The organism is Sphingopyxis panaciterrulae (assembly GCF_014199295.1).
Classification (GTDB): domain Bacteria; phylum Pseudomonadota; class Alphaproteobacteria; order Sphingomonadales; family Sphingomonadaceae; genus Sphingopyxis; species Sphingopyxis panaciterrulae.
In genome coordinates this window covers 464906-477584 of the sequence record NZ_JACIJH010000002.1, presented here as the reverse complement: position 1 = coordinate 477584, position 12679 = coordinate 464906, and the positions used below count along the sequence as shown (strand labels likewise).

13 protein-coding genes are annotated in these 12679 nt (G+C 69.0%); 2 read left to right on the top strand and 11 right to left on the bottom strand.

The features are described from left to right. Window positions 1-21 precede the first annotated feature (21 nt). The 3 genes from FHR21_RS06260 to FHR21_RS06250 all read right to left on the bottom strand — a co-directional run bounded on the left by FHR21_RS06260 (window position 22) and on the right by FHR21_RS06250 (window position 3328). Window positions 22-1344: a CitMHS family transporter gene (locus tag FHR21_RS06260; protein WP_184096324.1), complete on the bottom strand. Its 1323-nt coding sequence runs from the start codon at window positions 1342-1344 to the stop codon at window positions 22-24. A 7-nt stretch (window positions 1345-1351) separates the two neighbouring features. Further along, complete coding sequence (locus FHR21_RS06255) at window positions 1352-2170, bottom strand: class I SAM-dependent methyltransferase (RefSeq protein WP_184096322.1); 819 nt, start codon at window positions 2168-2170, stop codon at window positions 1352-1354. Window positions 2171-2296: 126 nt separating this feature from the next. Next, window positions 2297-3328, bottom strand: a complete 1032-nt coding sequence (locus FHR21_RS06250; RefSeq protein WP_184096320.1) for an ornithine cyclodeaminase — start codon at window positions 3326-3328, stop codon at window positions 2297-2299. 121 nt (window positions 3329-3449) lie between these two features. On the opposite strand from FHR21_RS06250, the gene FHR21_RS06245 reads away from it, so the two are divergent. Continuing rightward, on the top strand, window positions 3450-3872 hold the full coding sequence (locus tag FHR21_RS06245; RefSeq protein WP_184096318.1) for an Lrp/AsnC family transcriptional regulator: 423 nt from the start codon (window positions 3450-3452) through the stop codon (window positions 3870-3872). 3 nt (window positions 3873-3875) lie between these two features. Here FHR21_RS06245 and FHR21_RS06240 read toward each other — a convergent pair whose 3' ends face one another. The 5 genes from FHR21_RS06240 to FHR21_RS06220 all read right to left on the bottom strand — a co-directional run bounded on the left by FHR21_RS06240 (window position 3876) and on the right by FHR21_RS06220 (window position 8194). Next, window positions 3876-4172 carry an antibiotic biosynthesis monooxygenase family protein gene (locus tag FHR21_RS06240; RefSeq protein ID WP_184096316.1) on the bottom strand — a complete coding sequence of 99 codons (297 nt, stop codon included), beginning with the start codon at window positions 4170-4172 and terminating at the stop codon, window positions 3876-3878. Next, window positions 4173-4565, bottom strand: coding sequence for a cupin domain-containing protein (locus FHR21_RS06235; protein WP_184096315.1), 393 nt, complete (start codon window positions 4563-4565; stop codon window positions 4173-4175). Next, entirely contained in the window at window positions 4562-5944 is a 1383-nt protein-coding gene (locus tag FHR21_RS06230) for an aldehyde dehydrogenase family protein (protein WP_184096313.1), read from the bottom strand. Before FHR21_RS06230 ends, FHR21_RS06235 begins: the two co-directional genes overlap by 4 nt. Next, window positions 5941-6996 carry an isocitrate/isopropylmalate dehydrogenase family protein gene (locus FHR21_RS06225; protein WP_221235020.1) on the bottom strand — a complete coding sequence of 352 codons (1056 nt, stop codon included), beginning with the start codon at window positions 6994-6996 and terminating at the stop codon, window positions 5941-5943. The genes FHR21_RS06230 and FHR21_RS06225 overlap by 4 nt, the downstream gene beginning before the upstream one ends. Window positions 6997-7084: 88 nt before the next feature. Next, window positions 7085-8194 carry a PepSY-associated TM helix domain-containing protein gene (locus FHR21_RS06220; protein WP_184096311.1) on the bottom strand — a complete coding sequence of 370 codons (1110 nt, stop codon included), beginning with the start codon at window positions 8192-8194 and terminating at the stop codon, window positions 7085-7087. A 187-nt stretch (window positions 8195-8381) separates the two neighbouring features. On the opposite strand from FHR21_RS06220, the gene FHR21_RS06215 reads away from it, so the two are divergent. Further along, window positions 8382-9821 carry a serine hydrolase gene (locus FHR21_RS06215; RefSeq protein ID WP_184096309.1) on the top strand — a complete coding sequence of 480 codons (1440 nt, stop codon included), beginning with the start codon at window positions 8382-8384 and terminating at the stop codon, window positions 9819-9821. 10 nt (window positions 9822-9831) lie between these two features. Here the strand turns inward: FHR21_RS06215 and FHR21_RS06210 are convergent, their stop codons facing one another. The 3 genes from FHR21_RS06210 to proC are packed head-to-tail and all read right to left on the bottom strand — an operon-like array spanning window position 9832 to window position 12666. After that, window positions 9832-10884 (bottom strand): proline racemase family protein, encoded by a 1053-nt coding sequence (locus FHR21_RS06210; RefSeq protein WP_221235019.1) that lies wholly within the window; start codon window positions 10882-10884, stop codon window positions 9832-9834. Window positions 10885-10888: 4 nt separating this feature from the next. Next, the gene (lhpI, locus tag FHR21_RS06205) at window positions 10889-11857 is read right to left on the bottom strand and encodes a bifunctional Delta(1)-pyrroline-2-carboxylate/Delta(1)-piperideine-2-carboxylate reductase (protein WP_184096307.1); all 969 of its coding nucleotides are present in this window, start codon (window positions 11855-11857) and stop codon (window positions 10889-10891) included. After that, complete coding sequence (gene proC / locus FHR21_RS06200) at window positions 11857-12666, bottom strand: pyrroline-5-carboxylate reductase (RefSeq protein ID WP_221235018.1); 810 nt, start codon at window positions 12664-12666, stop codon at window positions 11857-11859. The genes lhpI and proC overlap by 1 nt, the downstream gene beginning before the upstream one ends. Between the last annotated feature and the right edge of the window lie 13 nt (window positions 12667-12679).

Sequence of the window (12679 nt, the reverse complement as noted above, 5' to 3'; positions counted from 1 at the left end):
CTTTTAAAGTCAATAGTACATTTATGCTGCGAAGGGGAAAATGCCGAACAGGAGCGACGCCACGAAGAAGATCAGGAAGGAGCCGAGCGCCCATTTGAGGGTGAACCGCTGATGCTCGCCGAATTCGATGCCGACGAAGCCGACGAGCAAATAGGTCGAGGCGACGAGCGGGCTGAGCAGGTGAACCTGCTGGCCGACGAGCGACGCCCGCCCGATCTCCGCCGGGCTCAGGCCATAGGCGGCGCCGGTTTCGGCGAGGATCGGCAGGACGCCGAAATAGAAGGCGTCGTTCGATATGAAGAAGGTGAAGGGCGCGCTGATTACCGCGGTGATCGGCGCCATATAGGGGCCCCAGGCCGGCGGGATGGCGGCGATGACCGTCGCCGACATGGCGTCGACCATCTTCGTGCCCGACAATATGCCCATGAAGATGCCCGCGGCGAACACGAGGCCGGCGACCGAGAGCGCGTTGCCCGCATGGGCCGCGAGCTGCTTGCGCTGCGCCTGGATCGACGGATAGTTGATCGTCGCGGCGACGGCGTAGGCGAGCATGAAGAGGACCGCGAGCGGCAGCAGGGCGGTCAGCAGGGCCGCCATCAGCGCGACGGTGATCGCGAGATTGACCCAGAAATATTTGCGCTTCCCCGGATCGACAGCGCCCTTGATCTCTGGATCGTCGCCCGGTGGCGGCGCGCCGATCCGCTCGGCCGCGAGCCGGCCCAGCCGGGCGCGCTCCCTGAGCCCGAAATACCAGGCGACCAGGATCACCCACAGCGCGGTGACGATCATCGCCGGGATCAGCGGCACGAAGACGTCGTGCGCCTCGAGCTTGAGCGAGCTCATCACGCGCGCGGTCGGGCCGCCCCAGGGCAGCACGTTCATCACCGCCCCCGCCATGATGACGATGCAGGCGAGCATCCGCATGTCGAGCTTCATCCGGCGGTAGAGCGGCAGCATCGCCGCAGTGGTGATCATGTAGGTCGTGGTCCCGTCGCCATCGAGCGACACCGTCAGCGCGAGTACCGCCGTGCCGACGAGGATCCGCAGCGGGTCGCCGTGGACCAGCCGCACGATCGCGGCAATCAGCGGATCGAACAGGCCGACGTCGATCATCAAGCCGAAGAAGAGGATGCCGAAGACGAGCATGACGCCCGTCGGCGCGAGATCGGCGACGCCCTGCATCATCATGCCGCCGAGATCGCCGAGGTCGACGCCGGCAAGCGCGCCGGCGATCAGCGCGAAGATCAGCGGAACGAGGATCAGCGCGACGATCGCCGACAATCGCTTGGTCATGATCAGCGTCATGAAGGTCGCGACCATGGCGAAGGCGAGGAAGGACAGCATCGCGGCGTCAGCCCTGCGCCGCGCCGGGCGCGATCGCGAGATAGAGGGCGGTCAGCACGACATTGCGCGCGCGGCCGCCGAAGCGCGTGTCGACAAGGTCGGCAATGGCGTCGAGCAGGCGCTCGCGGCGCACGGCAGGGAGCGCGCGAACATAGGAATAGCTGGCGTAAAGCGCGCGGGCGCCGGCCGCGTCCAGTTCGCGCTCGCGGCGGAAGCGGAACGGCTCGAACCGGTCGAAGCCCGCCCCGGTCATCGCCGCGCGGTGGAGGTCGACGTCGAGCGAATAATGCCCTGCCGCTCCCTCCGACGGCGCGAGCGGCACGTCGGCGAGCAGCGGCACGATCGCGTCGGCGAGGTCGTCCTCGCCGGGCTGGCGATAGCTGTTCCACCACAGCGCCAGCGTCGCGCCGGGGCGCAGCAGGCGCCGCAGCTTCGCAAAGGCGGGGACGGGGTCGAGCCAGTGGAAAGCGGCCGCCGAGCAGGCGAGGTCGAAGGGACCGGCTAGCGATGCCTCGACAAAGCCGTCGGCAACCACCGCGACGCGGGGATCGGCGAGCCGCGCTTCGAGATGGGCGGCGAGCCGGGCATCGGCCTCGACTGCGACGAGGCGCGAGGGGTGCAGGCGCGCCATGATATCACGCGTCGCCAGGCCCGTTCCCGGTCCGATTTCGAGCACCGCGCCCGCATCGCCGCCAAGCCGCGCGCGGATCGCGTCATAGAGCGCGGGCGGATAGCCCATGCGCACCGCCTCATAGCCGGCGATGTCCGCGCCGAAAACGCGCGCGCCGGCGGAACGGTCGAGACGCTGGGCGTTGCAGCTGCTCAAAAGGATTCTCCCCTCGACCGGCGAGGTCGCACCGGGACGACCGGGCGGTGCCGATTTTGTATATTTCCTTTTGATAGTACAATCTGAAGCCGCGCTTTGGCAACCCCCTTTCGCGCGGAGAAGCGGTCAGGCGTGGTTCGCGACGGGCAGCCGGCCGAGGACGCCGAACAGGTCGCGCGGGTCGGCGGGCTGCGCGAGCAGGTCAACCTCGCGGTGCAGATGCGGCGCCGCGGTCGCCTCGGCGAGATAGCGCAGCGTCGAGAAATCCTCGATCGCGAAGCCAACCGAATCGAACAGGGTCACCTCGTCGCGATGGCGGCGGCCGGGCGCCTCGCCCGCGATGACGCGCCACAACTCGGTCGTGGGGAAATCGGCGGGCATCTGCTGAATCTCGCCCTCGATCCGCGTCTGCGGCAGATATTCGACGAAGACGCTGGCGCGGTCGAGGATCGCCGGCTGCAACTCGGTCTTGCCGGGGCAGTCGCCGCCGATCGCGTTCAGATGCACCCCCGCCCCGACCATGTTTGCCGAGACGATCGTCGCGTGGCGCTTGTCGGCGGTCGCGGTGGTGATGATGTCGGCGCCCTCAGTCGCCTCGGGCGCCGACGCGGCGACCCGTACCCGGATGTCGCGCGCATCGAGATTGCGGCGAAACTTGTCGGTCGCGGCAGGGTCGACGTCGTACACGACGAGTTCCTCTATCCCGAGCAGCGCGTGGAAGGCGACGGCCTGGAATTCGGACTGAGCGCCGAGCCCGATCAGCGCCATCGACCGCGCGTCAGGCCGCGCGAGATGGCGCGCCGCCAGCACCGACATCGCCGCGGTCCGCATCGCGGTCATCAGGGTCATCTCCGCAATCAGATAGGGATAGCCAGTCGCGACGTCGGCAAGCACGCCGAAGCCGGTGACCGTCTGCAACCCCGCAGCCTGATTGCCGGGATGGCCGTTGACATATTTGAAGCCGAAGGCGCGGGCGTCGGCGGCGGGCATCAGTTCGATCACCCCGCCCGGCGAATGGCTGGCGAAGCGAGGCGACTTGTCGAATTCGTCCCAGCGCCGGAAATCGGCCTCGATATGATCGACCAGATCCGCGAGCACCGTTTCGAGCCCGCGGTCGGCGACGAGCGCCACGACATGTTCGACTTCGACCAGACGCATATCATCCTCCTCGATTGTCCGGAGAGGATGCGCCCTCGCCCTGTCGCGCGAAATTCCATCATTGCATTTTCGCGCGTTAAAATTCATACAATGTGTATCATCCGCCTAGGCAAATTGATCCATGCAGCCTCTCGACGCGATCGACCGCCAGATCATCGCCGCGCTCCGCATCGACGCGCGCAAGCCGGTGTCGCGGCTGGCGAGCGAATTGGGCATCGCGCGCGCGACAGCGGAAAAACGCCTGGCGCGGATGATCGACAGCGGCACGATCCTGGGCTTCACGGTGCGCGCACGCGACGACACGCCCGCGACGGTGCGCGCGGTGATGCTGATCGAAGTGGCTGGACGATCGACCGCGGCGGTCATCCGCGGACTCAAGGGCCTGCCCGAGCTCGAGCGGCTGCACACGACCAATGGAGGCTGGGATCTGGTCGCCGAGATCAAGGCCGCCAATCTTGCCGATTTCGACCGCGTGCTGCGCGAGGTGCGCAGCATCGACGGCGTTCTCAACAGCGAGACGAGCCTGCTGTTAAGTTCGGTTTAGAGGTCAGAATCCCACGCCCGTCGGCAGGCCGTGCTCGACCGCCGGCGGCGCTGCGAAATAGGGACCGACGAGGCCACGCCACTGCGCAAAGGCGGACGACGCGCGGAACGCTTCGTGCGCGGCGACATCCTGCCATTCGACGATCAGCCAGAAACGCCCTTCCACTTCGTGCGAACGCTGCAATCGCATCGCCGAGCAACCGGGCGCACCCTGAAACAGCGCGACCGCCTGTCCGGCAGCCGCCACGAAAGCCTCTGCATCACCGGGCGCAACGTCGATACGCGCGATTTCGGTCGCCATTCACTTTTCCTCGTCGATTCGCGTCGTCACCCCGGTGGCGACAATCGTGCGCGTCGCGTCGATAGACGCATAGGTCCAGAAAATCACCAACGGTTCGTCGCCCGCCTCGTTGCGGAAGCAATGGGGAACGCCGGCGGGAATCCAGCTCGTGTCGCGCGGCGCGACCGGATGATCGGCGCCGTCGATATGCGCGATCCCCTGCCCCGAGAGGACGACGACCGATTCCTCGCAATTATGCGTGTGGAGCGGCACCGCCGATCCGGGCGCGATGGTGGTGATGCCGGTGAGCATCGCGCGCGCGCCGCGCGCCGCGGTGGCGAGCGGGGTGGTGACGATGCCGCCGCCGCGGTCCTTGACGGGCAATCCTTCGGGATGGAACAGTTTCGCGGTCATGCCGTTTTCTCCGCCTCGGGCGCGACGACCTTGATCGTCTTCGCATTGGTGAATTCCCTGAGCCCGAGCTCGCCGAGCTCGCGGCCGTAGCCCGAATGCTTGATGCCGCCGAACGGCACGCGCGGGTCGGAGGCGACGACGGCGTTGACGAATACCGCCCCGGCATCGACGCGGCGCGCGAGCGCGGTGCCGCGGGCGATATCAGCAGTCCAGATCGACGCGCCGAGACCGAAGGCAGTGCGGTTGGCGAGCGCGACCGCCGCCTCGGCATCCGCGGCGCGGACGATCGCGGCGGCGGGACCGAAGGTTTCCTCGTCGAACGCCGCCATCCCCGGCTCGACATGATCGAGCAATGTCGGCGGATAGAAATATCCCGCCCCCGGTTCCGGCCGTCCCCCCGTCAACAGGCGAGCGCCGCCCGCGACGCTGCGTTCGACCTGATCGTGGATCGCGGCGCGCAGGTTCGCGCGCGCGAGCGGCCCCAGCGTGGTGGCGGGGTCAGCAGGATCGCCCATATGCAGCGCTTCGGCCCCGGCGAGCATTGCCGCGGCGAACCGGTCGGCGACCGCCTCTTCGACGATGAAGCGCTTGGCGTTGACGCAGCTTTGCCCCGCGTTGGTAAAGCGCGCGGTGATCGCCATCGCCGCCGCCGCCTCGATATCGGCGTCGGCGAGGACGATGAACGGGTCCGAGCCGCCGAGTTCGAGCACCTGCTTCTTGAGCGCGGCTCCCGCCTGGGCGGCGACGATCATCCCGACCTGGGTCGATCCGGTCAGCGTGACCGCGGCGATGCGCGGATCGGCGATAACGCCGGCCACCGCGTCGGGCTCGACGAAGATATTGGCGAACAGGCCCGCGGGCGCGCCCGCCTCGGCGACGAGCCGTTCGATCGCGAGCGCGCATTGCGGGACGTTCGCGGCATGCTTGAGGATCGCGCCATTGCCCGCCGCGAGCGTCGGGGCGAGGAAGCGCACCACCTGCCACAGCGGATAGTTCCACGGCATGATCGCGAGGACGACCCCGATCGGTTCATAGGCGAGGAAGGTGCCCGGCAAGCCGGCGACCGGCGCATCGGCGAGCATCGCGGGCGCGGCGTCGGCATAATAGTCGCAATTGCGGGCGCATTTGTCGACTTCGGCCAGCGCCTCGGCGACGGGCTTGCCCATCTCCTGCGTGATCAGCGCGGCGAGCGGGGCGCTCTGTGCCCGCAGCAGCGCGGCGAGACGGCGGAGAAGATCGGTGCGCGCGGCGAGCGGCGTCCGGTGCCACTCCTTCTGGGCCCGCTCGGCGGCGGCCAGCCGCGCGTCGAGGGCGGAATCGTCGTGGGCGTCGAAGCGCGCGACGGTCTCGCCCGTCGCGGGATTGGTCGAGGCGATCATGCGAGTTCGCCCACGACCGCGACGGCGAAGTCGGTCGTCCCGAGCGGCCCGCCGACATCGCGCGTACGCTGCGCCGGGTCGCCGAGGATGGCTTCCACCGCCGCTTCGATCCGGGCCGCGGCCTCGCGGAGCGCCGCATCGGCGCGGCGCCGCCCGAGCCAGTCGAGCAGCATCGCCGCCGAGAGGATCAGCGAGGTCGGATTGGCGATGCCCTGCCCCGCGATGTCGGGCGCCGAGCCGTGCTGTGCCTGCGCGACGCAGATATCGTCGCCGGCGTTGATCGAACCGCCGAGGCCGAGGCTGCCGCTGAGTTCCGATGCCTCGTCGGACAATATGTCGCCGAACATGTTGGTCGTGACCATGACGTCGAAGCGGCCGGGGTCGCGGATCAGCAGCGCCGCGGCGGCATCGACGATTACCTCGTCGAGTTCGATCTCAGGATAGTCGGCCGCCACCGCGCGCACCTCGCGCAGGAAGAGGCCGTCGGTCAGCTTGAGCACATTCGCCTTGTGCACCGCGGTCAGCCGCTTGCGGCGCGTCATCGCGATCTCGCAGGCGGAGCGCGCGACGCGGCGCACTGCGGGCGCGGTGATCTTGCGGATCGCAAAGGCGCTGTCGGGGTCGGGCATGAACTCGCCGGGGCCCATGTACATGCTGCGGTCGGCGTAGAAACCCTCGGTATTCTCGCGCACGATGACGAGATCCATCGGATCGCGCAGCAGGCTGAGCCCCGGGCGCGACCGGCACGGCCGGACATTGGCATAGAGGTTGAACCCGGTGCGCAGCGCCGCCGAGGGATTGGGCTGACCCGCGGGATAGCTGTAGTGCGAGACGGGGCCGAGGACGACACCGTCGGCGCGGGGGATCGCCGTCATCACGGCGTCGGGCAGCGTCGATCCCTCCGCCGCCAGGCTCGCCTCCCCGATCGCCATTTCGGTGAACGCCAGGCGCTCGCCCGCCGCGGCGCGGAGCACGGCGAGCGTCGCCGCGGTGATCTCGGGACCGATGCCGTCACCGGGAAGAACCAGAATATCGATCATGTCAGCGGCCATTTGTTCCGTCCGTTCCTCATCTTGCTTCGCGCCATCCCATTTGCGGCGCCGGTATGCCGGCGTTGCATTATCATCCGGCGAAATTCATTCACGACAGCATGTCGTGCGCCGGCTTTGACCTTGCGCGCGATGGTTTCCGCCGCGAACGCCGCGAATACCAGAGCCATGGGCCGGTCAGCCCCAGCCCGAGGAGCGTGATCCCGCCCGCCAGCAGCAACGACCGGCCGAACCAGCCGCCCCAGAGGCCGGTATGAACGGTGTAGATCCAGTCGATCAGTTCGCTCGGCGTCGACTGCTCACCGGCGATATAAGTCGCGAGCAAGGCGCCGTCATAGCCGTTGAAATAATATTGGGCGGTTCCGTCGGGGCGGATGCTGCGGTTGCTGTCGAGATAGACGGCGACCACGCGGCCGCCGCTCGAAAAGCGGATCTGGCGCAGCGGCGTTCCTCCGAAATCGGCGCGCGCGCGCGCGACGAGATCATCGAGCGGGGCGAGCGGCCGCCCCGCCTGTTCGGCCACCGCCGGCGTGGGCTTGCCCTCAGCGCCGACCAGGCCGCGCAGCGGTTCCTTCCACACCATCAGGATTCCGGTGAGCGCGGTGACGAGCAGGACCGGGCCGGCGACCGCGCCGACCACCCGATGCAGCGTCCGCCACCGGATGTCGGTGCTGCCGCGCCACATTACCCGGAATCCGCTCTTGAAGCGCTTTCGACCGGGCCACCAGAACCACAGGCCGGTCGCCGACATGATGAACAAGACGATCCCCTCGAAGCCGATCACATATTCGCCGACCGGCCCGGACAGCAATTGTTCGTGGACCACGAACAGCCATTCCACCGGCCAGGTGGACAGGCCGCCGTCGCGGACGATACGGCCGCGATAGGGGTCGATCGCGGTGAGGATCGGCGCCTTGTCGGCGCGCCGCTTGAGCTTGAACAGCACCGCCTGATCGGCGGATTGCGGAATTTCGGCGCGCGCGATCGACGCCTCGGGATGCGCCGCCTCGACCGTGTCGAACAGGCGCTGCATCGAAAGCCGCACGGGCCCGGGCGCGACGCGAAGTTCGGAATGAAGGACCGGCTCGATCTCGTCGCGGAACACCATGGCGATCCCGGTGCCGCCCTGGACGACGAGCAGCAGCGCGAGCGCGAGACCCAGCCAGCGATGGATCGTTAGCAACGCCTGCCTGTTCTTCATATCCGCCCGCCCTTTGCATCCATCGGTTCATGCTTTCCGGCTCCATCGGCCGTTCCGGTTGCGCCCTAGAGCAATTTTGAATTTTTCGCAACAGTAATACAAAAACATTGACGGCGCGATACCGCGAGCCTAGGCGAACCCCATGATTGGGGTCGACAATGACCGACCCGTTGAACAGGGATTTGCCGTGTCCGGATCGATATCCGCCCCCTCGCCCGTCGAAGACGATGGGCTCGCCCGCAGCGCGCCGTCGGCCGCCGGTGTCGATGCCGCCCAAATCCTGGCCTTCATCGACGACGTCGAAGCGGCGGGGCTCGAACTGCACGACCTGATGATCTGGCGCGGCGGTGCCGTCGTCGCCGAAGCGTGGCGCTGGCCCTATGGCGCCGACCGGCTGCGCATGACGCATTCGATGACGAAGAGCTTCACCGCCTGCGCGATCGGGCTGCTGATCGACGAGGGACGGCTGGCGCTCTCCGATCGGGTCGCAAGCTTCTTTCCCGAGGCCGAGATCGCCCCCGACACGCGCCAGGCGCGCATGACGGTCGAGGATCTGCTGACGATGCGGTCGGGCCACGCCAGCGAAGTGTCGGGGTCGATCTGGCGCAGCATCGAGACGAGTTGGGTCCGCGAATTCTTTCGCATTCCGGTCGTCTATGAACCCGGCACCCGCCATGTCTATTCGAGCGCGGCGAGCTATATGCTCTCCGCCATCGTCACCCGGATCACGGGGGAAACGATCGAGGCCTATCTGACCCCGCGCCTGTTCGAGCCGCTCGGCATGGCCGAGGTGCGGTGGGATATCGGCCCGGACGGGGTCAATCCGGGCGGAAACGGCATCAGCATGCGCACCGCGGACGCGCTGAAGCTGGGCATCCTGCACGCCCAGAAGGGCGTCTGGCAGGACCGGCAGATTCTGCCGCGCGCGTGGGTCGAGGCGGCGACGCGCGCGCACGGCGTTCCCGACTATGGCTATCACTGGGTGGTCGGGGACGGCTACTATGCGGCGCTCGGCGTATTCGTGCAGATGGTCGTCGTGTTTCCCGAAGCCGATGCGGTGATCGCGCTCAACAGCGCGATGGACGAAAGCCGCGTGCTGCTTCCGCATCTGCGCAAGCATTTTCCCGCCGCCTTCGCTGGCGGGGGCAGCGCAGCGGCGGACGCGGCGCTGGCCGGCCGCCTGGCCGGCTGGCCGGCAACGCCGCCCCTGCCCTCGCTTGTCGCCGGCGACGCGGCGGCGCTGGCCGGCGACTGGTCGGTGCACGACAATATGCTGGGGATATCCGCCGTCCGGCTGGAATTCCGCGGCGACACGATGCGGCTGTCGCTAACCGATGCCGAGAGCGAGCATGGCGTCGTCGCGGGGCACGAGCGCTGGGTCGAAACCACGACCGACCTGCGCGGCGCATCGCTACATCACGGATATCGGCTGAAGGACGCGCCGACGGTGGCGGGCGGCCGCTGGATCGCCGCGAACGAATATGAGCTGGTGCTGCACTTCGTCGAATCGGCGTTCCGCGATACGTTCCGCTTCCGCTATGCGCGCGGCGAGTTGGCGATCGAGCGCTTCGTCAACATCAATTCGGGCGACCGCGCCTGGCCGCTGCTCACCGCGGTCCGCGCCTAGGGTCAGGACCCTAGCGCGCCGGAAGGTCGCGAAAGCGCGCGGGCAGCTCGAAACCGTGGCCGAACGGGTCTTCCGGCTCGGCGACGAATTCGGTGCGGCCCGCATAATAGGCGCGGCCCGCAACCTTGACCCGCGATACGCGCTGGCCGCCCTCCCCCTCGGCCGCCCACAGCGTTCCGACGAAGCCTTCGCCCGACACGCCGCGTATCTCGCAGGAATCGCCCGGTCCGATCTCCCCCCGCGCGGCGGCGAGCGCGAAGCGGGCGGTCACGCCGCTGCCCGTCGGCGAGCGGTCGATCTGCCCCTCGGCGAAAATGCAGAGGTTATAGCTCGCGCGGCCATCGCCGGCGCCGAGCGCGACATCGTCGGTGAGGATCGTGCCATAGAGGAAGCCGAGATCGGGTTCGGCCGGGTGCGCGATCGGCACGGCGGCGCGAACCGCGTCGGTGATCGCCACCCCCGCCTCGACGAGCCGCGCGACCGGAGTGTCCATCAGCGACAGGCCGAGCCGCGAGGCGGGCAGGATGGCGTAATAGGCGCCGCCGAACGCGATGTCATAGGCGACCTCGCCCCAGCCGGGCACCTCGATGCGCCGGTCGAGATGGCTGGCGAAGGAAGGGACGCTGACGAAGGAGACCAGCGGCGCGTCGCCCCCGTCCCGGTCGACCTCGACCGCTACGAGGCCGCACGGCGTCTCGAGCCCGAAGGCCGCCCGGCCGTCCGCCATCGCGACCCGGCCGCTGTCGACCGCCCAGCGCCCGAGGGCGATCGTCGCATGGCCGCACATGGTGCTGTAGCCCTCCTGGTGCGTGAACAGCACGGCGAGGTCGGCGCCGGGCAGGCTGGGCGCGGTCGGGATGACGCCGTACATGCCGGCATGGCCGCGCGGTTCGAGCATCGTCATGCGGCGCAGATGATCGAAACGGTCGCGCGCATCGCGGCGGCGCGCAAGGATGGTGGCGCCGGTCAGTTCGGGATAGCCCTGTTCGATGATGCGGACGGGTTCGCCGGCTGTGTGCATGTCCACCACGCACAGCCGTAGCGGCTCTTCTGTCGATGGCATCCGATCAATCTCCTTCCGGTTCGCAGGCCGCCCGATAGGCGAGCGCCGCCGCGCCGAGATCCGCGAGCGCGGTGCCGACCGCCTTGAACAGCGTTATCTCGTCGGCATTTCGGCGCCCTTCGACGGCGCGTGAGCACAGGTCGTCGAGCGTTCCGGCGATCGCGTCCCTGCGGATCACGCCGCGGGCGAGCGGACCAGCGAGGTCGCCCGATTCCTCCAGCGCCGCCATGGTATCGACGTAAATGCGCCCGCGCCCGACGCAGGCGTCGTCGGTCTCACGCATCGCGGGCGTGAAGCTGCCGACCAGATCGAGGTGGGTACCGGGCCCGAGCCACGCGCCTTCGATCAACGGCTCGGTGGCGAGGGTCGCGCAACTGACGATATCCGCCGTTTCCGCCGCAGCCCTGAGCGACGGCGCGGGCCTTGCGTCGAACCCCTGTCCGCGCAGTCCGTCGGCAAGCGCGGCCGCCTTGTCGGCGTGCCGGCTCCAGACCGCCACGCGCGCGATCGGCCGCACCGCCGCAAAGGCCGCGGGAAGCAGGCACGCGACGCGCCCCGCTCCCACGACGAGAAGGGTGCGGGCATCGGGCCGCGCGAGGAAGGATGCGGCCAGCGCCGAAACGGCGGCGGTGCGCCGCGCCGTCAGCTCGCTGCCGTCGACGACCGCGAGCGGCCGGCCGGTTGCGGCATCGGCCAGCACGTATGTCGCGAACACGCCGGGCAGGCCGTGGCGGCCGTTGCCCGGATGGATCGTCGCCACCTTGATGCCAAGATAGCCCTGCTCCTGCCATGCGGGCATCAGGAGCAGGGTCGCCTCGCTCCCGTCGGGCTGCGCGATGGCGTGATGATGGCGCAGCGGCACCGTCGCGCCGCGCGCGAACGCCTCGCGAAGCGCGGGGACGAGCGCGGCGAAGGGAAGCGCCGCGCGGGCCTGTTCGGCCGAGATCATCCGGGGCGGCGGCAGGTCCGCCATCAGCCGGCCAGTTCGCGCGAGCGGGCGAGCGCGGCGGCGACGGTCGCGGTCAGACGCGCCTGAAGCGCGCCGTCGGCCATCAGCACGCGCAGTCCCGCCTCGGTGGTCCCGGCGGGCGAGGTGACGTCGCGGCGGAGATCGGCCGCGCTTCGGTCGCTGACGCGCAACATCTCGCCCGCACCCGCGAGCGTCATGCGCGCGAGCGTTTCGGCCACGGGTTCGGCAAGACCTGCGGCGATGCCGGCCTGGGTCAGACAGTCGGCGATATAGAAGATATAGCCCGGGCCCGAGCCCGACAGCGCCGTCGCGACGTCCATCAGCGCTTCGTCCTCGAACCACAGCAGCGCGCCGGTGCCCGCGAGCAGGTCCGCGGCGAAATCGCGATCCGCGGCGGAGCAGCCGGCACCGGCAAGGGCGACGGTCATGCCGCGCCCCACCGCAGCGGGCAGATTGGGAGCGGCGCGAACGAAAGCGGCGACGCCCGGGAACAGACGGCCGAGATCGCGCAGCGTCTTGCCCGCCATGATCGACAGGACGAGCGTGTCGGCGCGCGCCAGCGCCGCGACGGGAGCCGCGAGATCGGCCGCCATCTGCGGCTTGACCGCAAGGACGACGGCCTGCCCTTCGCGCGCCGCAAGCGGGGGATTGAGCCGGCAGCCCGACGATTGCGCGAAGGACAGAAGCGCCGCGCCCGGCGCGGGCTCGACGATGGCGATCGCCGCGGGATCGAAGCCGGCCGCTACCCAGCCGCGCACCATTGCGAGGCCCATGCGACCGCCACCGAACAGCAAAATCGATCGATCGGCCACAATTCGTCCCTCC

Coding starts and splice junctions, on each gene's coding strand:
- FHR21_RS06260 (WP_184096324.1), bottom strand. CDS start 1,344: ATGCTGTCCTTCCTCGCCTTCGCCATGGTCGCGACCTTCATGACGCTG.
- FHR21_RS06250 (WP_184096320.1), bottom strand. CDS start 3,328: ATGCGTCTGGTCGAAGTCGAACATGTCGTGGCGCTCGTCGCCGACCGC.
- FHR21_RS06245 (WP_184096318.1), top strand. CDS start 3,450: ATGCAGCCTCTCGACGCGATCGACCGCCAGATCATCGCCGCGCTCCGC.
- FHR21_RS06240 (WP_184096316.1), bottom strand. CDS start 4,172: ATGGCGACCGAAATCGCGCGTATCGACGTTGCGCCCGGTGATGCAGAG.
- FHR21_RS06235 (WP_184096315.1), bottom strand. CDS start 4,565: ATGACCGCGAAACTGTTCCATCCCGAAGGATTGCCCGTCAAGGACCGC.
- FHR21_RS06230 (WP_184096313.1), bottom strand. CDS start 5,944: ATGATCGCCTCGACCAATCCCGCGACGGGCGAGACCGTCGCGCGCTTC.
- FHR21_RS06225 (WP_221235020.1), bottom strand. CDS start 6,996: ATGGCCGCTGACATGATCGATATTCTGGTTCTTCCCGGTGACGGCATC.
- FHR21_RS06220 (WP_184096311.1), bottom strand. CDS start 8,194: ATGAAGAACAGGCAGGCGTTGCTAACGATCCATCGCTGGCTGGGTCTC.
- FHR21_RS06210 (WP_221235019.1), bottom strand. CDS start 10,884: ATGCCATCGACAGAAGAGCCGCTACGGCTGTGCGTGGTGGACATGCAC.
- lhpI (WP_184096307.1), bottom strand. CDS start 11,857: ATGGCGGACCTGCCGCCGCCCCGGATGATCTCGGCCGAACAGGCCCGC.